The organism is Paraburkholderia sp. DD10 (assembly GCF_049177125.1).
GTDB lineage: Bacteria > Pseudomonadota > Gammaproteobacteria > Burkholderiales > Burkholderiaceae > Paraburkholderia > Paraburkholderia terricola.
In genome coordinates this window covers 2661521-2682121 of record NZ_CP185392.1, presented here as the reverse complement: position 1 = coordinate 2682121, position 20601 = coordinate 2661521, and the positions used below count along the sequence as shown (strand labels likewise).

The 20601-nt window shown below is 62.0% G+C and carries 17 protein-coding genes and 1 pseudogene; 11 read left to right on the top strand and 7 right to left on the bottom strand.

Annotated elements, in window-relative coordinates:
* The first annotated feature begins 78 nt into the window (after positions 1-78).
* Positions 79-3738 carry a YadA-like family protein gene (locus ACOCG7_RS12215; RefSeq protein ID WP_347142778.1) on the top strand — a complete coding sequence of 1220 codons (3660 nt, stop codon included), beginning with the start codon at positions 79-81 and terminating at the stop codon, positions 3736-3738.
* Between the two features lie 196 nt (positions 3739-3934).
* Here the strand turns inward: ACOCG7_RS12215 and ACOCG7_RS12210 are convergent, their stop codons facing one another.
* The 3 genes from ACOCG7_RS12210 to shiA form a co-directional block, all read right to left on the bottom strand.
* On the bottom strand, positions 3935-4063 hold the full coding sequence (locus tag ACOCG7_RS12210) for an MFS transporter small subunit (protein WP_073428513.1): 129 nt from the start codon (positions 4061-4063) through the stop codon (positions 3935-3937).
* Between the two features lie 10 nt (positions 4064-4073).
* Positions 4074-5477: an L-lactate MFS transporter gene (locus tag ACOCG7_RS12205; RefSeq protein WP_073428512.1), complete on the bottom strand. Its 1404-nt coding sequence runs from the start codon at positions 5475-5477 to the stop codon at positions 4074-4076.
* 351 nt (positions 5478-5828) lie between these two features.
* Positions 5829-7148: a shikimate transporter gene (gene shiA, locus ACOCG7_RS12200; protein WP_073428511.1), complete on the bottom strand. Its 1320-nt coding sequence runs from the start codon at positions 7146-7148 to the stop codon at positions 5829-5831.
* Positions 7149-7515: 367 nt separating this feature from the next.
* Between shiA and ACOCG7_RS12195 the strand changes: the two genes are divergently transcribed.
* The 4 genes from ACOCG7_RS12195 (at position 7516) to ACOCG7_RS12180 (ending at position 11112) form a co-directional block, all read left to right on the top strand.
* Positions 7516-7737 carry a hypothetical protein gene (locus ACOCG7_RS12195; RefSeq protein ID WP_083081326.1) on the top strand — a complete coding sequence of 74 codons (222 nt, stop codon included), beginning with the start codon at positions 7516-7518 and terminating at the stop codon, positions 7735-7737.
* Positions 7715-8434 (top strand): GntR family transcriptional regulator, encoded by a 720-nt coding sequence (locus tag ACOCG7_RS12190; protein ID WP_073428509.1) that lies wholly within the window; start codon positions 7715-7717, stop codon positions 8432-8434. Before ACOCG7_RS12195 ends, ACOCG7_RS12190 begins: the two co-directional genes overlap by 23 nt.
* Before the next feature lie 349 nt (positions 8435-8783).
* The gene (gene frc, locus ACOCG7_RS12185) at positions 8784-10031 is read left to right on the top strand and encodes a formyl-CoA transferase (RefSeq protein WP_310118206.1); all 1248 of its coding nucleotides are present in this window, start codon (positions 8784-8786) and stop codon (positions 10029-10031) included.
* 151 nt (positions 10032-10182) lie between these two features.
* Entirely contained in the window at positions 10183-11112 is a 930-nt protein-coding gene (locus ACOCG7_RS12180) for an NAD(P)(+) transhydrogenase (Re/Si-specific) subunit beta (RefSeq protein WP_421375624.1), read from the top strand.
* A gap of 63 nt (positions 11113-11175) precedes the next feature.
* On the opposite strand, the gene ACOCG7_RS12175 is transcribed toward ACOCG7_RS12180, so the two are convergent.
* Both ACOCG7_RS12175 and ACOCG7_RS12170 read right to left on the bottom strand, forming a co-directional pair.
* On the bottom strand, positions 11176-11481 hold the full coding sequence (locus tag ACOCG7_RS12175; RefSeq protein WP_073428506.1) for a hypothetical protein: 306 nt from the start codon (positions 11479-11481) through the stop codon (positions 11176-11178).
* 96 nt (positions 11482-11577) lie between these two features.
* Entirely contained in the window at positions 11578-12525 is a 948-nt protein-coding gene (locus ACOCG7_RS12170; RefSeq protein ID WP_073428505.1) for a LysR family transcriptional regulator, read from the bottom strand.
* 331 nt (positions 12526-12856) lie between these two features.
* Here ACOCG7_RS12170 and ACOCG7_RS12165 point away from each other — a divergent pair.
* Both ACOCG7_RS12165 and ACOCG7_RS12160 read left to right on the top strand, forming a co-directional pair.
* Positions 12857-13003, top strand: a pseudogene (locus tag ACOCG7_RS12165) (oxalate/formate MFS antiporter); the annotation flags it as partial.
* A gap of 72 nt (positions 13004-13075) precedes the next feature.
* Positions 13076-14062 (top strand): LysR family transcriptional regulator, encoded by a 987-nt coding sequence (locus ACOCG7_RS12160; RefSeq protein WP_083081320.1) that lies wholly within the window; start codon positions 13076-13078, stop codon positions 14060-14062.
* Between the two features lie 197 nt (positions 14063-14259).
* Here ACOCG7_RS12160 and ACOCG7_RS12155 read toward each other — a convergent pair whose 3' ends face one another.
* Positions 14260-15237: a 2-dehydropantoate 2-reductase gene (locus tag ACOCG7_RS12155; protein ID WP_083081318.1), complete on the bottom strand. Its 978-nt coding sequence runs from the start codon at positions 15235-15237 to the stop codon at positions 14260-14262.
* Positions 15238-15709: 472 nt separating this feature from the next.
* On the opposite strand from ACOCG7_RS12155, the gene ACOCG7_RS12150 reads away from it, so the two are divergent.
* The 4 genes from ACOCG7_RS12150 (at position 15710) to ACOCG7_RS12135 (ending at position 19247) form a co-directional block, all read left to right on the top strand.
* Positions 15710-17125 (top strand): undecaprenyl-phosphate glucose phosphotransferase, encoded by a 1416-nt coding sequence (locus ACOCG7_RS12150; protein ID WP_421375620.1) that lies wholly within the window; start codon positions 15710-15712, stop codon positions 17123-17125.
* A gap of 181 nt (positions 17126-17306) precedes the next feature.
* The gene (locus ACOCG7_RS12145) at positions 17307-18443 is read left to right on the top strand and encodes a polysaccharide biosynthesis/export family protein (protein WP_421375618.1); all 1137 of its coding nucleotides are present in this window, start codon (positions 17307-17309) and stop codon (positions 18441-18443) included.
* Positions 18440-18946, top strand: coding sequence for a low molecular weight protein-tyrosine-phosphatase (locus ACOCG7_RS12140; protein WP_073428501.1), 507 nt, complete (start codon positions 18440-18442; stop codon positions 18944-18946). Before ACOCG7_RS12145 ends, ACOCG7_RS12140 begins: the two co-directional genes overlap by 4 nt.
* A gap of 31 nt (positions 18947-18977) precedes the next feature.
* Complete coding sequence (locus ACOCG7_RS12135) at positions 18978-19247, top strand: Wzz/FepE/Etk N-terminal domain-containing protein (RefSeq protein WP_421375616.1); 270 nt, start codon at positions 18978-18980, stop codon at positions 19245-19247.
* Here ACOCG7_RS12135 and ACOCG7_RS12130 read toward each other — a convergent pair.
* A complete protein-coding gene (locus ACOCG7_RS12130) occupies positions 19226-20491 on the bottom strand; it encodes an IS256 family transposase (RefSeq protein ID WP_421375170.1) in 1266 nt (421 codons plus the stop codon). The genes ACOCG7_RS12135 and ACOCG7_RS12130 overlap by 22 nt on opposite strands.
* Positions 20492-20601: the final 110 nt, after the last annotated feature.

The following is a 20601-nucleotide window of genomic DNA, read 5'->3' as shown; positions in this document are numbered from 1 at the left end:
TTTTGTTTTATAGCGTGGAATTGAGATTGCATAAGAAAAATCTCGGTAAATGAACTTTCGATTAAAAGATTGGGAGGAATGTTGAACCGGACTTATAAAACCGTATGGAATAGCGCCACTCGCACCTACGTCGCGGCTTCTGAAATGACGAAGAGCAGGGGCGCGAAAGGCGCGTCCGCATGCACGACACTGATGGCCGCTGGTGGAGGGCTTTTGAGCGCGTTGGCGTTCTCGCTGCCGGCCGGCGCCGCGGAATGCGAGTCGCCGGCGCAGTACTGTTCGAGCGCCGCGGAGGCGCTTGCGGCTCAAACCGGAGACGGGGTCACGCCGCCCGCCAACGATGCGGCCACCCCCGCGGAGTTGACTGCCGCGATCAATAACGCAAGCGTATTCGCCAGCAATCCGATCGTTGCGCCGGCCACCCAGCCGGCGGTTGCCGCGTCGAGCCTGGCTGCCATGCCCGCGCCGCTCGCAAGCGCGCCGGTGACCGACTATATTGCCGTCAGCCCGAATGTGGTCGGTGGCACCAGCACCAGCACGACGAGCTCGCTGAACGCAATGGCGATCGGGCCCGCCGCGGCGGCGAGCGGCATCAACGCGCTGACAGTCGGCGCCGGTTCCGGCGCCGCCAAGGACGGGACCACGGCGGTGGGCTCGGGCGCATTCGCGGTGTCGGCGAACGCGACCGTGATCGGTGCGTATTCGTCGGTGGCAGCCAACGCGGATAATTCGGTGTCGATCGGGTACTCATCCCGTTCGAGCAAGGTCAATGCGACGTCCATTGGCTCCTTCGCTAGCGCCGCCGCAAACGGTGCCGTGGCCATCGGCTACAAAACATTTATCCCGTCTTCCGGGGCGGATTCAGTGGTGCTGGGTTCCTATTCCTCGGCCACCGCAACGGGTTCGGTGGCGCTCGGCACGGGCGCGGTGGCAGACCGCGTCAACGTGGTGTCCGTGGGCAACCTCGCGCAAGGCCGGCAGATCGCCTATGTCGCGGCAGGCACGTTGCCTACGGATGCCGCCAACGTCGGCCAACTCTCGGGCGTGACCGGGGCGCTCGGCGGCGGCGCGGTCATCGACCCGGCAAACGGCGCGGTCGTCGCACCGGTCTATACGATCGGCGGCGCGACCTACAACGATGTCGGCGCCGCCCTGGCGGCGGTCGCATCGGGCAACGCGCTCGAAAGCGCGGATTCGCTGCGCTACGACACCGCGAACCATGACGTGGCGACGCTGGGCAACCCCGGCATGCCCGTCAAACTGACGAACGTCGCGGACGCCGCGCTGAACGCGGATAGTTCCGACGCCGTCACCGGCGCGCAGCTTTACGGCACCAATCAGGCAGTCGCGCAAAATACCGCCGACATCACCAACATCAGTAACGGTAGCGCTGGCCTGCTGCGGCAAAATCCGACCTCGCGCGACCTGACCGTCGCAAAGGACACGGCCAGCAAGCGCGTCGACTTCACGGGCACCGCGGGGCCGCGTGAACTGCTCGGCGTGGCCGCGGGTACGACCGCAAGCTCCGCGATCAATCTGGGCCAGCTCAGCCCGGCTGTCGCATCGCTTGGCGGCGGCGCAACCGTCAGTGCCAGCGGTTCGGTAACCGGCCCGACGTATCACGTGCAAGCCGGCACGCAAACCACGGTGGGCGGCGCGCTCAGCTCGCTCGACACGGGCCTGACGTCGCTGGAAACCCGAATCAATAGCGGCACCGTCGGTCTGGTCACGCACAATCCGAGTACTCGCGACATTCTGGTTGGCGCGGCCATGTTCGGAACCCGCGTCGACTTCGCCGGCGCGAGCGGCACCCGCGTGTTGGACGGCGTCGCGGCCGGCGCGGTCAACGACGCCAGCAGCGAAGCGGTGAACGGCGCGCAGCTTCAGGCGAACACCGCGAGCACGGCTGCGGCGCTGGGCGGCGGCGCCCGCGTCGCCGCGGACGGAACGGTCACGCGCCCCGTCTACGACATCGGCGGAAAGACATACGGCGACGTGGGTGCCGCACTTGCGGCGGTGGTCTCGGGCAGCACGGAGGCTGGAGCCGATGCCGTTCGATACGATTCGGCCGAGCACGCTTCGGTGACATTGGGCGGCACTGCGCCGGTACAGGTGACGAACGTGCGCGCCGCCACGCTCGACGCAGCCAGTCTCGATGCCGTCAACGGCGCGCAACTGTACGAGACCAACGAGGCCGTCGCGCGGAACACGGATGGCATCACGAACCTCGGCCAGCGCGTCACCGACAACACCACGAATATCACCCACCTCGACGCGCGCACCACGACGATCGAAGGGAATGTGAGCCACATCGCGAACCAGATCACGAACGGTGAGCTCGGGCTCTTGCGGCAGGATCAGGAGTCGCGCGATCTCACCGTCGCGAAAGACACGGACGGCGCTCGCGTCGACTTCGGCGGCACTGCCGGCTCCCGGGAGTTGATCGGGATTGCGGCGGGCACCACGGATACGTCGGCGATCAATCTGGGCCAGTTCAAGCCGATGGTGACCGCGCTTGGCGGCGGCGCGCAGATCAACGCCGACGGTTCGGTGACCGGCCCCACGTACCAGGTTCAGGGCGCCACGCAAACCACCGTCGGCGACGCGCTCGGCTCGCTCGACACCAGCCTCACCACGTTGCGGCAGAACATGGAGACCGGCGGCATCGGCATCGTCACGCAAGATAGTCTGTCGCGCGTGATCAACGTCGGCGCGACGACCGACGGCAATCTGATCGACATGGCCGGCACGGCAGGCAATCGGGTCGTCACCGGCGTAGCGCGAGGCGCGGTCAGCGCGAGCAGCAACGATGCGGTCAACGGTTCGCAACTGCACGCGCAGGCAGCGAGTACGGCTGTCGCGCTCGGCGGCGGCGCAACCGTGAATGAGGATGGATCGGTGACGGCGCCGTCGTACAGCGTGGGCGGTGCGGTCGTGAGCAATGTGGGCAGCGCCATCACCAACCTGGACGGCCGCGTGACGCAGAACAGCAGCGACATCATGAATCTGCAAACCTCCGTCGGCAGCATCAGCGGGACGGTGGCGAATGCGGTGCAGTACGACAGTTCGGCTCATGACAAGGTCACGCTCGGAGGCACCGCTGCCGACGCGCAGAAGGTCCAGCTAACCAACCTGAAGGACGGCGATATATCGGCCACGAGCAGCGATGCGGTGACGGGTGCGCAGCTCTGGAGCACCAACCAGCGGATCGGCAATCTCGATCAGACGGTGCGGAATAGCCAGCAGAACGGCAGCGCCTATCTCGCCACCAATAGCTCCGGTAACGCGGCGCAGGCGATCGGCAACGGTTCGGCGGCGATCGGCGGAGGCGCGATAGCATCGGCGCCCAACGCAGTGGCGATCGGCGAGGGTTCGGTGGCCGATCAGACGAACACGGTGTCGATAGGTTCAGCCGGTAACGAGCGCCGCATCACCAACGTCGCGGCGGGACAGGCGCCCACCGACGCCGTGAACATGCAGCAGTTCCAGGGCAGCATGAGCGACATGGCGCGTAACGCGTATTCGGGAACGGCGTCGGCTATCGCGCTGGGCATGGTCCCCGAAGTCGACGCGAACAAGAACCTCGCGGTCGGTGTCGGCACGGCCGGCTACAAAGGCTATCAGGCGGTGGCGGTTGGCTTGTCGGCGCGCGTCACGCAGAGTCTGAAGCTGAAACTCGGCGCGGGCATCAGTTCAGCCGCGACAACCGTCGGCGCCGGTGCGGCGTATCAGTGGTAGGAGAGAGGCGGAAGTCGGACGCGCCTTGACCGGCGCGGGTGATCCGCAGTGAGTCAGCGCCGCAGTGAGTCAGCGGCAATGAGTCAGCGGCAGTGAGTCAGCGTGAGCGACTCAGCGGCAGCAAGCCGGGCCGGCGGCGAGTCAAACTCCCGCCGGCACCCCGCGCGTTTTCACCACGCGCGGGGTGCTACCGCACTTACCTGAACAGCTTCATCGCTTGTGAAAGCGTATTGAACACGCCCCACGCCAACGGGAGCGTCACATACAGCCAGAAGACGGCGAGCTTGACCTTGTTGGTCGGATGCACGGCTTGAATCGTCGACATGCGGGTCTCCTTAGGCGCCTTTGGCGAGTTGAGCGTCGGTCATGTGATGCTTGTCGTCCACCCGCTTGACCAGCAGATTGCAGACGAAGCCGATCACCAGCAGCACGACCATGATGTGAATCGTCATCGTGTAGGCGTCCGCCTTCGCCACGCCCTGCGACACCTGGTACGCGCGGATGTAATTCACCAGCACCGGCCCGGCAACGCCCGCCGCGGCCCATGCGGTCAACAGACGGCCGTGAATGCCGCCGACGAACGCGGTGCCGAACATGTCCGCGAGATAGGCGGGCACGGTCGAGAACCCGCCGCCGTACATCGACAGGATCACGCAGTAGGCGAGCACGAAGAGGGCGATCTGGCCTGAAGCCGCGAAGCCGGGCACGAGGTAGTACAGCACGGCGCCGAGCGCGAAGAAGATGAAGTAGGTGTTCTTGCGGCCGATCCAGTCGGAAGCGGAGGCCCACACGAAACGGCCGCCCATGTTGAACAGCGAGAGCAGACCGACGAAACCGGCTGCCGCGGCCGGCGTCACCGTGTCCTTGAAGCTCTCCTGGATCATCACCGAAGCCTGGCCGAGAATGCCGATGCCGGCCGTCACGTTCAGGAACAGCACGAGCCAGATCAGATAGAACTGCGGCGTCTTCAACGCCTGATCGATATGCACGTGGTTGTGCGAAATCATCTTCTTCTGCTGGGCCGCGGGCGGCGTCCAGCCGGCCGGCTTCCAGTCGGCGGGCGGCACGCGGATCGCGAGCGCACCGATCGACATCGAGATGAAATACGCAATGCCGAGCACGATGAACGTCTCGGCCACGCCGATGCTCGTTGCGCTGCGGAAATGGTTCATCAGGGCCACCGACAAAGGCGCGGCAATCATCGCGCCGCCGCCGAAGCCCATGATCGCCATGCCGGTCGCCATGCCGCGGCGATCCGGGAACCAGCGGATCAGCGTCGACACCGGCGATACATAGCCGAGGCCGAGTCCGATTCCGCCGATCACGCCATAGCCGAGATATAGCAGCACGATCTGATGCAGATACACCCCGAGCGCGGAAATCAGAAAGCCGCCGCCGAAGCAGCATGCCGCGGTGAACATCGTGCGGCGCGGGCCGACGTGCTCGAGCCACTTGCCGGCAAAGGCCGCCGACAAGCCCAGGAACACGATCGCCAGCGAAAAGATCCAGCCGAGGGAAGTGAGCGACCAGTCGTCAGCGGCGGATTGCGTGATGCCGATAACCTTGGTCAGCGGGCCGTTGAATACGGAGAACGCGTACGCCTGGCCGATACAGAGGTGGACGGCGAGGGCCGCGGGCGGAACCATCCAGCGTGAAAAGCCCGGCTTGGCAACGGTGGCTTCTTTGGAAAAGAAGGATGCGGAGCCTGAATTCCCGCTCGGCTCGGTGATGCTGCTCATTGGTCGGTCTCCGGTGTGACAAATGCTTTGTTATCGGCGTTTAGCGCAAATGCTTTAGGGGCCATGCCTAAAAACCGGCAGGTTTGCGCGCCGCTGATATATGTTTTTTTGTTTCATATCGCGGGCGCGGACTCGGGCTGAGACCTGCAGGGTCGAACGATAGGGCGCGCGGTTGGCCTTGGCAATATGAGATGGAAATGCATAAGGTATTGACCTGACGAAACGTCGCCGGACGGATCGAATTGGGGCGAAGCGGTAAGAAAAAGAAACGCCGCGCCCAAACAAAACGGGCCGGCCGTGGCAGCTTCGCCACGGCCGGCCCGTCGTCGTCAACGAGGGTTTGCCGGAGAATCAGGCGATCGTGCGCCCGGTTTTCATCTTTGCCGCCACGAGCACGGAGATCAGGCAGCCGATCGCCAGATAAGCGGCGACCGGGTGCCACGAGCCGCCGGCAAGGCTGACCAGCGCCACCGCGATAAACGGCGTGAAACCGCCGCCGACCACGCTCGCCACCTGATAGCCCACCCCCGCGCCGCTATAGCGATACTCGGTGCCGAACAGTTCGGTGAACATCGGCTGCTGAACGCTCACCACCATGTCGTGCGCGATATTGGCGAGCATCACCGCGAAGACCACGATCCATACGGTGGAGCGTGCTTCGAGCGCGAGAAAGAAGGGCACCGCGCTGAACATGCCGACCAGCGCGCCGACGATGTACACGCGGCGGCGGCCGAAGCGGTCCGCGAGCCAGGCAAAGCACGGAATCGTCACGCAACTCACGCCGCCCACCAGCAAGCCGATCGTAAGAAAGAACTCGCGCGGCATGTGCAGATTGGCCGTCGAGTAGTTCAGCGCGAACGCCGTCACGATGTACATGGTGAACAGTTCGGCGAGCCGCAGCGCGATGATCAGCAGGAACGCCTTCGGATGCCGCAGCAGTGCTTCCACGATCGGCAGGCGCACGCTGCGCTCGCCATGCTCGCCGACTTTTTCGACGAATTCCGTCGACTCCTCCATGCTCGAGCGGATCCACAGCGCGATCAGCACCAGCACCACGCTGAACAGGAAGGGCAGACGCCAGCCCCAGCTCAGGAACGACGCGTTGTCCATCGAACGGCTAATCAGCGTGACGAGCCCCGTCGACAATACCAGGCCCACGCCGTAGCCGACCTGCACGCCGCTGCTATAGAACGCTTTTTTCTTCTCCGGCGCGCTTTCGACCGCCATCAAAGCCGCGCCGCCCCATTCGCCGCCGACCGCGAAGCCCTGGATCGCGCGCAACGTCACGAGCAGCACCGGCGCCCACCAGCCGATGGTGGCAAAGGCCGGCAGCAGACCGATCGCGGCGGTCGAGAGGCCCATCATCATCACCGTGAGGACCAGCATGCGCTTGCGTCCGAGGCGGTCGCCGTAATGTCCGAACACGAAGCCGCCAAGCGGCCTGAACAGAAAGCCGACGCCGAAGGTGGCGAACGCCGCGAGCGTGCCCATCGCCGGGCTGACCTTCGGGAAAAACTCCGAGTTGAACACGAGCGCGGCGACGATGCCGTACAGCAGAAAGTCATACCAGTCGACTACCGCGCCGACGAAGCTGCCGAGCGCCGCCTTGCGTGCCTGGCTGCGCGTCTTGCGGTTGTCGGCCATTGCGGATGGCTGGATGGTGGTGCTCATGACGGTGTCTCCTTTTAACCTTTGGCTGCTGGGTGGCTCGGGTGGTCGATTCCGGCGCACTGGCCGTCGCCGGCCCCTTGCAGGATTTCCGGAAGGTTAGTGAGAGGAGACGGATCGCACAATCCGCATTCGGGCGAAACTGCGCGATAATCGGACGTGACTGCGCGAATAGCGCGCGTTTTGCGCGTTTACACCGAGCGCTGCCGCATTTCCGCGACGGGGGAAGCGTCCGGAGCGCGCCCGTGCTACCTTGGTGACGTCGTCTGAAAAACAACAAGTACTGATATACTGAATACAGAATATTGACTTATGCGGCGTTGCAGCATATGATTGAGTCATTCCTTCACTCAATCATTCGGAGTTACAAATGGAACTTGTTCCTCTCGCCCTGCTCGCCGTTGCCTTCGTAGGCTTAGGGTCTGCCGCCACTGTCCTGTTGACTCGCTGGATTCCCCAGCCGGTCGCGCAACTCGCAGCGCAACATGGCCGATTCGTGGGCTTGGGCGAACAGCGCGTCGGGGTAGCGGCAGCACGATATCGTTCACATGTTCAACATGAGGCGATGAATGTCGTCAGAACTTCAAACTGAAGCAGTGTCAACACCATTGACGTTGTCATTACAGCCGATCGGCGCAAGCGCGAGCTTGCGCGATCAGGCGTATGCGATGCTCCGCCAGGCGATTGCCGACGCGGACATCTACCAGTCCCGCGAGGAAATCCGTCTCGACGAGCGCGTGCTGAGCGAGTCGCTCGGCGTGAGCCGCACGCCGGTCCGCGAGGCGATGACGCTATTGGAGCAGGAAGGTTTTCTGCGCATGGTGCCGCGGCGCGGCATTTATATCGTGCGCAAGAGCAAGCGCGAAATCGTCGAAATGATCCAGATGTGGGCCGCGCTCGAAAGCATGGCCGCGCGCCTTGCGACGCTGCACGCCACGGACGAGGAAATCGCCCGGCTGCGCCACATGTTCGACCATTTCCGCGACGCCACGCCGGCTGAGCACATCGCCGAATACTCGGATGCGAATATCGCGTTTCACCAGGCGATCGTCGAATTGTCGAAGTCGCGGATCATTCTCGACACGATCAAGAACATCTTCATCCACGTGCGCGCGATCCGGCGCATGACCATTTCACAGAGCGACCGCGCGTCGCGCTCGATCGTCGACCATCTGCGCATTATCGAGGCGCTTGAACAGCGCGATACCGAACTGGCCGAGCGGCTCACGCGTCAGCATTCGCTCGATCTCGCTGCGTTTGTCGAAGCGAATTGCGACTTTCTGGATTGATGCGCGCTCGAGCGCTCCAATGGCGTAGCGAATAAAAAGTCCGTGGTGATCAAAACACCGCGGACTTTTTCGTTTGGCTGCGCCTTCATCCGCGGCTCATGACCCTTCGCCGCCCACACGCCTGCCTCAGTGCCGCCCGGCTAAGCCAGCCCGGTTGTCGCCACCGTGCCTAGGCCCATGATTCCCGCCTTCATCCGTTGCATTCCCTACCTTTTAGCATGACTGTCCCGCCGAGGCGTTCGGTATAAAACCTCGGTTGACGCAAACTCGAATTCGGTATGTGATATATCAAATATCGCGAGCGCATTCTTGGCCAGGCGAAAAGCAGGACGGGTACTCAGGAGACAACATGGGCAAAGCACTCGACGGCGTGCGCATTCTCGATTTCACGCACGTGCAATCGGGACCGACCTGCACCCAGTTGCTCGCATGGTTCGGCGCGGACGTGATCAAGGTGGAGAGGGCCGGCGTCGGCGATATCACGCGCGAACAGCTGCGAGACATTCCCGACGCGGACAGCTTGTACTTCACGATGCTCAATCACAACAAGCGCTCGGTCACCATCGATACGAAGAACCCGGAAGGCAAGCAGGTTCTCGAGGCGCTGATTCAGACATGCGACGTCCTGGTGGAGAACTTCGCTCCGGGCGCGCTCGACCGGATGGGCTTCACGTGGGAGCGAATTCAGGAGCTGAATCCGCGCATGATCGTCGCTTCGGTGAAGGGCTTCGGCCCTGGGCCCTATGAGCATTGCAAGGTCTATGAGAACGTCGCGCAATGCGCGGGCGGTGCGGCTTCAACCACCGGTTTCGACGACGGCCCGCCGGTCGTAAGCGGCGCGCAGATCGGCGACAGCGGCACGGGTTTGCATCTGGCGCTGGGCATTGTCACCGCGCTCTACCAGCGCACGCACACCGGGCGCGGCCAAAAGGTGCTTGCAGCGATGCAGGACAGCGTGCTCAACCTGTGCCGCGTGAAGCTGCGCGACCAGCAGCGGCTCGAACGCACCGGGGTCATGAAGGAGTATCCGCAATATCCGAACAGTACGTTCGGTGAAGCGGTGCCGCGTGCGGGCAACGCATCGGGCGGCGGCCAGCCGGGCTGGATTCTCAAATGCAAGGGATGGGAGACCGACCCGAACGCATACATCTATTTCATCACGCAGGCGCCGGTGTGGGTGAAGATCTGCAACGTGATCGGCAAGGAGGAGTGGGCCACCGATCCCGACTATGCGACGCCCGCCGCACGCCTGCCGCGCCTGAAGGAAATCTTCGCCGAGATCGAGCGCTGGACCATGACGAAGACCAAGTTCGAGGCGATGGAAATCCTCAACCGGTACGACATTCCGTGCGGGCCGATTCTGTCGATGAAGGAAATCGCCGAGGAGCCCTCGTTGCGCGAAACGGGCACGATCGTCGAAGTGGATCATCCGACGCGCGGCAAGTATTTGACGGTTGGCAATCCCATCAAACTGTCCGATAGCCCGACCGAAGTGCAGCGCTCGCCGCTGCTTGGCGAACACACCGACGAGGTCATGACCGAGCTCGGCTATTCGCGCGAGCAGATCAGCGCGTTACGTGCGGTCGGGGCGATCTAGGCCTACCGAGGTCTGGGTGCGTGCCGCCCCGGCTCGCGGGGCGGAGCTAGTGGGAAGCGTTCGATTAGCGACGACAAGCATCGCCTGACGGGCGGACCCGCTTCTGGTCCCTCTGCCTGACGCGATGAAAGCGCAACACGGAGGAGCACACATGCCGCAACCTTCCGACAGTGCCGAATGGCTCGACATGTCGTGTTTGCTTGCCGCTGTGCTCGGCATTCTGCTGGGTGTTGCGCTTGCCGCGCTCGGACAACTGCCGCTTGCGTGGCGATCGCGACGTCAGCCTGCGTGGCGCGCTGGCGCATTGGCCGCGGTACAGGTGGCGCTTTTCGCGGCGGGCACTGGCGGTGGCTGTAGTGTGGTCGCTGCCGCCGTAGTGGGCGCCGCGTTCGGCGCATGGCGCGTGCGCAAACGCGATCTGACACGGCGGCCGCTGCTCGTCGCGTTGGCCGGCATCGCCACGGGACTCGCTGTCATGACGGGCGGATTCGCGCGCTATCTGTTCTCCGCCGCGCAGGCGAATGCCGAGCGTATCGAACGTATCGAACTTTATGCCGCGGTATTCATGGGTGCGTTGATCTTCGCCGCGTCGGCGATCGCATTCTGCAAACTGCTCGGTGTGTTGCAGGCGAGCGCGGCGGCGCGTCCGGGTCACCGCATCGTCAATCTGTTTGCGCTGTTGCTATGCGGATGGCTCGGCTATGGCTTCGTCACCGAGCAGGCGCAGCCGTTCGGTTTCGCCGCGCTGCTCGCGATGAGCGCGCTGGCTTGTGCGATGGGCGTGCATCTGATGACGAGCCACGAATACTCAAACGATCACGCGAGTAATCACGGCTCGCATGCACATGCGTTCGCTGCCCGTCGCGATGGGCTCATCGCGGGACGGTCAGGGCTGCTGGCGCGCATCGAATGGCGCGGTGGCGAAGAGCAGGCCTGGGCGTGGCGAGAGATCGCGCCGGGCAGGGTGCGTGTGGCATCCAGGCACCGTCGCGGTTGGCATGACAGCAGGAATCTGGATGGGCAAAAGCGGCGCTGTGTCCGCGATTCGGGCAGTCATTCCGCGATGCGCCGTCAAATATGAAGGCGCGTCTTTTTTTGCGGCAATGGCGGCGCGCCTGGCGAGATTGCGATCCCGCCAAAGCCCTCAGTCGCCCGCCGATGCGAACTCGCTGTAGTAATGGGCCTTCCTTTGCAGGATCAGTTGCGCAAGAAAGTCGGCATCGTACGCGCGATGGAGATGGGCGTGAAAGCGCTCGATATAGGCGGTGATACGCGCCGCTTCACCGTTGAATTCCTTGAGCACCTCGAGCATCGCATGGTCCCAGCGAAAGCGCAGACCGAGATCGCTGAAGGCGGCGTTGTAGGCGCTCAGATGCGCGTCGTCGGAACTGCCGGCGGCAGTACGGCCAGTACGCGTGCTGGCGAAAGACTCAACCGAAGCGTAGGTCATGATCGGCCTCCTGGGCTGACGAGTAATCAAACCAGCTCGCAGCATAAAAGCGCCGACGAATTTCCAATAGTTAAAGTTTTATTGGGTACCCATAGCCTAGCGTTTATATACGCTCAGTTCCCGCACTCGCGTGATCTTTTCGATCAGGTTCGCGCCTTCTTCCATCAGAAAACGTTTGAAGGCGACCGCGACCGGCGGCAGGCGTTTGTTCTTCCGATGCACGACGTACCAGTTCAACATCAGAGGAAAGCTCTCGACGTCGAGCACGACGAGGTGGCCCAATTGCAATTCGAGGCTGATCGTATGTGCGGACAGGAATGCGATTCCCATGCCGGCAATCACGGCCTGCTTGATCGTCTCGGTGCTTTTGATCTCCATGGCGATCTTGAGATTGGCGAGACGTCCGGCGAAGCCTTCTTCCATCGAATTCCAGGTATCCGAGCCGCGCTCGCGCACGATGAAGGCCTCGCTCGCCAATTGGCTCATCTTGATGTTGCGTTTGTTGGCGAGCGGATGCGTGGGCGCGGCCACGATCACATACGGGTGAGGCGCGAACGGCTCGTTGGTCGCGTCCGTTTCATGCGGAGGGCGCACCATTACCGCGAGGTCGGTTTGGTTGCTCGCGAGCTGATGCAGCAATTCGTCGCGATTGTGCACCGCGAGATTGAGCACGACGCCGGAGTAGCGGCGCGTGAATTCGGCCAGCACGCGCGGAAAGAAGTAATCGCCCGCACTGATCACCGCGACATTCAGCTTGCCGCCCGAAACGCCCTTGAGTTGCCCCATGGCTTCGTCGACTTCGTGGAACTGCTGAATGATCGCGCGGCTGTAGTGGAGCATTTCGGTGCCGGCCGGCGTCAGGTAGATCTTTTTGCCGAGTTGTTCGAACAGCGGCAGCCCCGCGTGCTCCTCGAGTTGGCGCACTTGCGTGGAGACGGCGGGCTGTGTGAGATGCAATTCCTCCGCCGCACGCGAGAAGCTCAGATGGCGCGCCACCGTTTCGAAAACCTTCAATTGCCGCAGCGTGGCATTGCGCATCGTCATGACCGATGTATAAGCAAATGTGAATCAACATAATAACAAACTTTAATTATTAGTAATTCAGCAATCACCCTAGCATGGCTCTCACATCGAAGTGGAATGGCCCGCTGCTGTACTCGGGTTAACGCTTGGAGTTGGTGGCTAGGCGCACGAAGCGGCGAAGGTTTGTGTTGCAGCGCGGATGTTAATCGATCGGGATAAGTAAGCTTACAACCACGACGATTAAGCGCCGAAGTTCTTCCCCGAAAAACAAGCTTTCGGGTCGTAACGATAAGGTGGACAGGACACGGCACGCTGGGCCGGCTGAACCAGATAAATAGCGGAGACAAGGCACATGGACAACATCACTCGCCGGAAGACGGCCAGGGCGTTTTGAGCGAACCGTTGGTGGCAGCTCGTCATCGGCATGGTGTGCATGGCATTGGTGGCGAATCCGCGATACGCATGGACGCTGTTCGTCACACCGATGAATGCACGACATCAGATCCTCGCGGCTTAGCCGCTGGCCCGAGCAAACGGGGAATAGCATGAAGCGCCGCGCCGCAGGTAAGTCATGAACGTCTCGCTGCAGCAGCTCAAGGTATTCGTCGCCGTCGCCCGTGAGCGCAGTTTCACGCGCGCCGCGCGTCAATTCGATCTGACGCAATCGGCGGTGAGCCGCTGTGTACGCGAGCTCGAGGACTCGCTCGAACTGAAACTATTCGACCGCACTACGCGTCAGGTGGCACTGACGAATGCGGGCGCCAGTCTCGAGCGAAGAATCGGCCGCCTGCTCGACGAAATCGAGCTGACATTGCGTGAGGAACGCGCCGCTTACGATGGCCATACCGGCGTCGTGGCGCTGGCCAGCAATCCGGTGTTGTCGTCGAGTTGGGTCGCGCAGGGACTCGCGCGTTGCACGGCGGCTTTTCCCGAACTGATCGTATCCGTGGAGGACCAGCCGCAAAGCGGCGTGCTCGCGAGTGTCGAGCAAGGCGAGGCGGATTTCGGCGTCGTCTCCACGGCTGAACCTCTCGCGGGTGATTTGTTGCACGCGCAAGTGGTCTTCACGACGCCGCTGCATGCGGTCATGCCGCCCACGCATCCGCTGGCGTGCGAGACGAGCGTTGCGTGGAGCGCGTTGCAGGAATGGGCGCTCGTCACGTTGAATGCGGATGCGGGCGTGCGCGCGGCGGTTGAACTCGCTTTCAGCGCGAATGGACTGAAACGGCGCACGGTGCAGGAATTCGGACACGTCGCGGCGGTATTGCGCATGGTCGAACTCGGGCTTGGCGTCGGCGTGTTACCCGTCGACGCGCATTGGCCGCCGTTGGCCGCATCGCTAGTGAGCCGGCCGCTCTTGCCCGAGATGAATCTCGCGACGCTGCTCGTGCATCGTCGTAACCGCTCGCTCAGACCGAACGCCGCGGCGGCCTGGGCGCAGTTCGCGGCGCTGGCCACGATGCCTTTGGCGGCCGTTGAGGCGGCGCCCTCCGCTTGTTCTCACGGACTCGTGTGGCCGGCGGTGGCGCGAAGCGGTGCCGTACTGCATGAGCCTTAGGCTTGGCATCGCGAAGCGCAGACCGCAGCCAATGGCTTCGTCCCTGGCGAGATCGTCGCGATTGAAAGTTCACCCGGTTGAAGGCGGTGTAGTTGCAATCGATCAATTGACCGGAGTATCGCGGCGTCAAAAAAGGATCGGACGCATTGCGCGTCCGATCCTTTTCCTCATCAGCTTCAAGAGCTAAGCGGTGGCCTTCAATCGCCCTGCAATGCCATCTTCTCGCGCAGTTTGACAAGCGCCAGCACCACGTCGATGGTCGGCGTGGGTTCGCCGACGAGACGACCCATCTCCTGCACCACCGTCAGAAGCGGATCGATTTCCATGGGTCTCCGATTCTCCAGATCGACCAGCGTGGAGGTTTTATGCGCGCCGACCGCACCCGCACCGTCGATGCGTTTTTCCACATCAACGCGAAAATGCACGCCGAATTGATCCGCGATGCGCTTGGCCTCGAGCATCATCGTGCGTGATACCGCGCGCGTGCCGGGGTCGCTCGTGAGGATATCGAGCGTGGCGTGAGTCAATGCGCTAATCGGATTGAAGCACAGGTTGCCCCACAACTTGAGCCAGATTTCGTCGCGGATATTGTCACGAACCGGCGCGTCGAAACCGGCCGCCTGCATGATTTCGTGCAACTGCTGAATGCGCGGCGTGCGCTCGCCGCTCGGCTCGCCGATCGGGAATTTCTTGCCGTACACGTGCTTGATCACGCCGGGTTCGACGATCTCCGCGGCGGGATACAGCACACAGCCGATCGCGCGTTCGGGGCCGAGCTTGGTCCATTGCGCGCCGTCCGGATCGATGCTCGCGAGGCGCGTGCCGGCGAACTTGCCGCCGTGCTGATGGAAGTACCAATACGGAATGCCGTTTACGCCGGTGACGATCGCCGTGTGCTTGCCCAGTAGCGGCTGCATTGCGTCGACCACGCCGGGCAGCGAGTGCGCTTTCAGCGTGATGATCACGAAGTCCTGCACGCCGAGTTCGCGTGGATCGGACGTGCAGCGTACGGGCGCGCTGAACGTTTCGCCATCCATGATCAGACGCGCGCCGTGTTCGCGCATTGCCGCGAGATGCGCGCCGCGCGCGATGAAACTCACGTCAGCGCCGGCGCGTGCCAACTGCACGCCCATCATGCCGCCAATCGCTCCCGCTCCGAAGATGCAAATCTTCATGATGCCGTCTCCTGTGACTATGTAAATCTTTTGCCCGATGCCACCTTTCACCGGTGCAAGGCGGCGGGCCACTAATCGAGCATACGGGCGCGGCGCAATCACAGATAGTTAAAGTTTCTCGATCGATGCATTAGCAATTGATTATGAAAGGAGGCGGCGCAAACCGCTCTCAAGAGATGCCGAATTCATCGGACGCGGATTGGAAAGCGATCCATTGGACCGGCTAAAGCGGCGGCCATTTGGGAAATTTCGCACTCTACGGCGATGCCAGCCAGAGCAGAATGCGCCTTCTTTAAGAATTGACCCATTGAGGCGGAACCGTGAACAAACACGCTGCAAGTGATGCCGCGAATAAGAACGTTGATTTGGCGCGTTTGGCTGAATTGCCGTCTCTCGTACCGGTGCGAGGTTTGCCGCGTGTCGAAACCGGTTCTCGGCGTTGCTGCCTGGCTGGATGCTAGAGCCAAGCACGATGCCGATCGTGATTCGTCAAGCCGGTACGCGTAACTTCGTCGATAAAGAGGGCGTGCTGGCGCGCCTGCTCGATGTGATGCTGATCCCGCTGGGCGCGGCTCTGGCGTCGCATTTCTTCATGCCGGACTCGGGGCACTTGATTGTCGAGGGTGCGTTTGTCGCATTCGATATGGCGCTCGGCATTCTGCTCTTGCCGTTGTTCGGTGTTTACGACTCATGGCGCGGCCGCTCCAAATGGCATCTGAGTCTGAACATTGTGTTCGGCTGGATCATCGTGCAGGTCTGCGGCCTTGCCTTGATGTTTCTGCTTCATCGCACAGCATCGATCTCGCGAATCTGGTGCGTGAGTTGGACCGTGATGACGGCAACGGGTCTGGTGGCGTCGCGGCTGCTCGTGCATGCAGTGCTTCAGCGAATGAGGCGCGCCGGGCGCTATTTGCGCACGGTCGCCGTGGTCGGCGCGGGCGCGCATCGCGACAGCGTGATCGCCAACATTGTGAAGTCGCCTGGCGCGGGTTTCCGAGCGGTCGGGGCGTTCAACACGCGACGGGGTAGCGAGCCGGACGTTCCGGGCTTGCCGTCGTTTGCGCACTTGCGTGAATTCGCGGATTGGGTGCGCCGCGAAAGGATCGAGGAAGTATGGATTGCGCTGCCGATGTCCGAAGAGCGCACCGTATTGCGGATCATCGACGAGTTCAGCGGCGACCTCGTCAATTTGCGCTTTATTCCCGACGTACGCGGCCTTGCGATGTTCGACCGGAACGTCGTGGACCTGATCGGCGCGCCTGCTATCAATTTGATGGCCTCGCCGATGACTCCCTACGCCCTGATTCAGAAAGCGATTTTCGATCGGCTGTTTGCCGCGGCGGTCCTGATTGCATTGTTACCGCTGATGTCGGCGATTGCGGTGGCCGTCAAGTCGACATCGAAAGGACCGGTTCTGTTTACCCAGCGGCGCAAGGGGGCGGACGGGCGTGTCTTTCGCATCTACAAGTTCCGTTCGATGAGCGCGCATGCGGAGCAGCCCGGCGTGGTTCGTCAGGCTACACGCGGAGATCCGCGCATCACTCGCGTCGGCGCTTTCTTGCGCCGTACGAGTCTTGACGAGTTGCCGCAATTCTTGAATGTGCTGCGTGGCGAAATGTCGGTGGTCGGACCCAGGCCGCACGCAATAGAACACGACGACCAATACCGGTCCATCGTCGACGGCTATATCCATCGTTACAGGATTAAGCCGGGCATCACCGGGTGGGCTCAAGTGAACGGATTTCGCGGAGAAACCGACCGGATAGAAAAGATGCAGGGGCGTGTGGAACACGATCTGTATTACCTGCGGAACTGGTCGTTCGGGTTGGATATGCGCATCGTTCTTGCGACGGTGGTGAAGGGGTTGGTGCATCGGAATGCGTATTGATGTCCGCGCATTTTCTCCGGCGTGCGGTGACGCGTCCGGCGATGTGTATCTCAATGAAACACGAATGACGTCTGCCCGAACTCGGGCAGCGAGGGCAAAGCTACGGCTTGCTCGCTTGAATAGGTTGAACACGATGTTAGCGGTAATTCAGTCGCGGCCGGTGTATCGGCTTGGGGCACTTATGGCGGCCGTCACGCTGCTGACCAGCGCGTGCGCGGTGGCGCCGGGTATGCGGATGGAAACCTCCCGAGTGCAGGATGCATCGAGCAATTCGAATGCCGCCGGCGCAGACGTGATTCAGGAAAAAGCCAATGCGACGCCAGGCACGCCTGACATCGCGATCACTAAGGTTGATGCAGCGCTCATCTCGAGCCTCGCTCAAACCCGCAAGCAACAGCAACTGGAGCTTTCGCAGCTACTTTCGGAAGCGCCGCAGGCCTATGCCGTCGGGCCCGGTGATGTGCTGCAGATCGTTGTCTGGGATCACCCCGAATTCGCAGCCGCGCTCGGTACTTCGCAAACGCAGTCCTCGCCGCGACCTGGTGATCCTCTTGCCGGTTTCATTATCGATCAGAACGGCACTCTGACTTTTCCGTATGCAGGCACGTTGGATGTGGCAGGGCTGCGTACCGAGGAGATACAACGGCGCCTGACCGCGGCGCTCGCGAAGTACTTCGTCAAACCACAGGTCACTGTGCGAATGGCTTCTTACCGTGCGCGTCAGATCTATGTCGACGGAGAGGTGCATAGCCCCGGCGCGCTGGCTGTCAATGACGTGCCCATGACGCTTTATGAAGCAATCGGTCGTGCCGGCGGCTTCAATGAAAACGCTGATCAGAGTGACCTCGTGCTGGTACGCGACGGCCAATCGCATCGCCTCAACATGACGCAATTGCTGGCCCAAGGAGTGAGCCCGTCACGACTTTATCTGAAACACGGTGATTTGCTGCGTGTCGTGTCCCGAGACGAAAACGATGTGTACGTGATGGGCGAGGTGAACAAACCCGTATCAGCGATTCCGCGTCGAACCGGACGCATCACGCTCGCGGACGCATTGTCGCAGGCCGGTAGCGTCAACGCATCGACTGCCGATGCCGCGCAGATGTTCGTGGTTCGTGGTTCGTTGAGCGGGACGCCCGAAGTATTTCACCTCGATGGCCGCTCGCCGGTCGCGATGCTGCTGGCCAAGGATTTCGATCTGCAACCGAAAGACGTCGTGTATGTGGATGGCAGCGGTCTCGTTCGCTTCAATCGTGTGCTGAGTCTGTTGATGCCGTTGATTAGCACGGGGTTGACCGCGGGAGTTATTGCGAAATGATTGAACGCGTGCTGGCCGTATGCGCCGGCAATATCTGCCGCAGTCCTATGGCGGCGGCTCTCCTCTCGCGGCGCCTTAAGTCCGTAACTGTGGAGTCCGCCGGTATTACGGCGCTGATCGGCCGTGAAGCGGATCCTCATGCCATAAGCCTGATGCGCGAACACCGTCTCGATATCCGTGCGCACCGTGCCCGGCAGTTGGTGGGGTGGATGGCGGCATCCGCCGATCTTGTCCTTGTCATGAGCCATCGGCAGAGGCAGTACCTCGAGCGTCGATTCCCGTTTTTGTCTGGACGCGTATATCGACTCGGCGACTTCTCGAATCCCCCGGGGGATTCCCTGGCAGGATTCGACATTCCGGACCCATACGGCAGGGACCGGGCGACATTCGAAGAAAGTCTGAGCCTCATCGAGGCCGGCGTCGAAGGCTGGTCCCTCCGCATCGCGGGCGTATCCGGTACAGCCGTTATGCCGGTTTCGCGTACCGACAAGACTTTGCCTTGACACTCCCTCAAAACACCCACCTTTGTTCACAATGAAATCGTTGCAGTCGCCTGAGAACGAGGCGTTAAAAAATGACGATGAGCTAGATCTCATCGGGGTACTGGACGTCCTGGTCGAGTACCGAAGTGCCATTCTCAAGATTTGCCTCACTTGCGCCGCACTTGCGACCGCTTTCGCTTTTCTGTTTCCGCCACGCTATCAGGCGGACATTTCGGTTCAGGTTGAGGACGGCAGAGATAAGGTCAAGTCTGGTGTATGGGCGGTTAATGGCCGGCGACGTCAAGCGGCGAGTTTCTGCTGAACCGGTTGATCGCCTTGCACCGGCTCGCCGTCCCTGAAGGCAATGCCCTCCAGCAACAGCTTGATCTGCTCAGGGCCGTTGATGCGGCGCCAGGTTTTCTCGGCTTCCTCGATCAGCTTGAATGCCAGACCGAGGAAGGTCGGTCGCGACACGCAGTTGCGCGTGCGCGTGGTGCGATGACGCACGGTCGCGAACGTCGACTCAATCGCATTCGTCGTGCGCAGGTGCTGCCAGTGTTCGGCCGGAAAGTCGTAAAAGGCCAGCAGACTCTCCCGGTCCTTCTTCAGCGTCTCAGTCGCCTTCGGGTATTTCGCCGCATAGACCGTCACGAAACGATCGAACGCGACATACGCGTCGGCGCGCGTCGCGGCCATCCAGATTGCCTGCAGATCCGCCTTCGCGCGGCCTTGCTGCGACTTCGGCAGTGCATTGAGCACGTTGCCCATTTTGTGAAACCAGCAGCGCTGGCCGCGTGTCGCAGGAAACACTTCTTCCAGCGCCGCCCAGAAGCCCATTGCGCCGTCCCCAACTGCCAGGAGTGGTCCGGTCTGCAGGCCACGCGATTTCAGATCGAGCAGCAGCTCCTGCCATGACGCCTTCGACTCGCGATACCCGTCCCCGATCGCGACACGCTCCTTGCGCCCATCCGGCCTGACGCCGATGATCACCAGCAGGCACTGGCCGTCCGAGTTCTCACTACGCAGGCCGGTATGAATGCCGTCGATCCACCAATAGACGTAGCGCGACTTCGACAGATCACGCCGGCTCCAGTTGGCATGCTCATCGGCCCACTGCGCCTTCAGCCGGCTCACCACGTTGGCCGACAGGCCTTTGGCGTCATCTCCCAGCAGCACGCTCAGCGCCTCGCTCATGTCGCCCGTCGAGATGCCTTTCAGATACAGCCACGGCAACGCGGCACTCACGCGCGGCGATTTCCTCACGTACGGCGGCACGATCGACGAATTGAACTTCACACCTGATCCTGATCGATCCCGAACCTTCGGCACCTTCACCGGAATGGGGCCGGCTGCTGTCAGCACCTCGCGCTCCGGCAAATAGCCGTTGCGTACCACGGCACGCTGGCCGTGCAGGGTCTTGACGTTCTCGAACCGTTCCAATAGCGCCGACAGCTCCGCCTCGATGGCCTGCTGAATCACCTGCCGCGCTCCCTGCCGCACCAGTTCGTCCAGACCCAGACCGGCCGCCGATAGACCGACGACTTCTTTTTCCGTAAACTTGTTCATGGTGGATGGTTTGTTGTTTGCTGGTTTCCGACTTCGACAATCAGATTCTCAGCTGAAACCTCCACCGCCTTCAATCTCCCGCCTTAACTCCCCCGTACACCAGTTCCGAC

Bases quoted from the DNA above. Each gene is read 5' to 3' on its own strand.
- ACOCG7_RS12130 (WP_421375170.1), bottom strand. From the start codon at position 20,491: ATGAACAAGTTTACGGAAAAAGAAGTCGTCGGTCTATCGGCGGCCGGT.
- ACOCG7_RS12150 (WP_421375620.1), top strand. From the start codon at position 15,710: ATGCCGATCGTGATTCGTCAAGCCGGTACGCGTAACTTCGTCGATAAA.
- ACOCG7_RS12180 (WP_421375624.1), top strand. From the start codon at position 10,183: ATGCCGCAACCTTCCGACAGTGCCGAATGGCTCGACATGTCGTGTTTG.
- ACOCG7_RS12140 (WP_073428501.1), top strand. From the start codon at position 18,440: ATGATTGAACGCGTGCTGGCCGTATGCGCCGGCAATATCTGCCGCAGT.
- ACOCG7_RS12155 (WP_083081318.1), bottom strand. From the start codon at position 15,237: ATGAAGATTTGCATCTTCGGAGCGGGAGCGATTGGCGGCATGATGGGC.
- ACOCG7_RS12205 (WP_073428512.1), bottom strand. From the start codon at position 5,477: ATGAGCAGCATCACCGAGCCGAGCGGGAATTCAGGCTCCGCATCCTTC.
- shiA (WP_073428511.1), bottom strand. From the start codon at position 7,148: ATGAGCACCACCATCCAGCCATCCGCAATGGCCGACAACCGCAAGACG.
- ACOCG7_RS12190 (WP_073428509.1), top strand. From the start codon at position 7,715: ATGTCGTCAGAACTTCAAACTGAAGCAGTGTCAACACCATTGACGTTG.
- ACOCG7_RS12210 (WP_073428513.1), bottom strand. From the start codon at position 4,063: ATGTCGACGATTCAAGCCGTGCATCCGACCAACAAGGTCAAGCTCGCC.
- frc (WP_310118206.1), top strand. From the start codon at position 8,784: ATGGGCAAAGCACTCGACGGCGTGCGCATTCTCGATTTCACGCACGTG.
- ACOCG7_RS12170 (WP_073428505.1), bottom strand. From the start codon at position 12,525: ATGACGATGCGCAATGCCACGCTGCGGCAATTGAAGGTTTTCGAAACG.
- ACOCG7_RS12215 (WP_347142778.1), top strand. From the start codon at position 79: ATGTTGAACCGGACTTATAAAACCGTATGGAATAGCGCCACTCGCACC.
- ACOCG7_RS12160 (WP_083081320.1), top strand. From the start codon at position 13,076: ATGAACGTCTCGCTGCAGCAGCTCAAGGTATTCGTCGCCGTCGCCCGT.
- ACOCG7_RS12175 (WP_073428506.1), bottom strand. From the start codon at position 11,481: ATGACCTACGCTTCGGTTGAGTCTTTCGCCAGCACGCGTACTGGCCGT.
- ACOCG7_RS12145 (WP_421375618.1), top strand. From the start codon at position 17,307: ATGGCGGCCGTCACGCTGCTGACCAGCGCGTGCGCGGTGGCGCCGGGT.
- ACOCG7_RS12195 (WP_083081326.1), top strand. From the start codon at position 7,516: ATGGAACTTGTTCCTCTCGCCCTGCTCGCCGTTGCCTTCGTAGGCTTA.
- ACOCG7_RS12135 (WP_421375616.1), top strand. From the start codon at position 18,978: ATGAAATCGTTGCAGTCGCCTGAGAACGAGGCGTTAAAAAATGACGAT.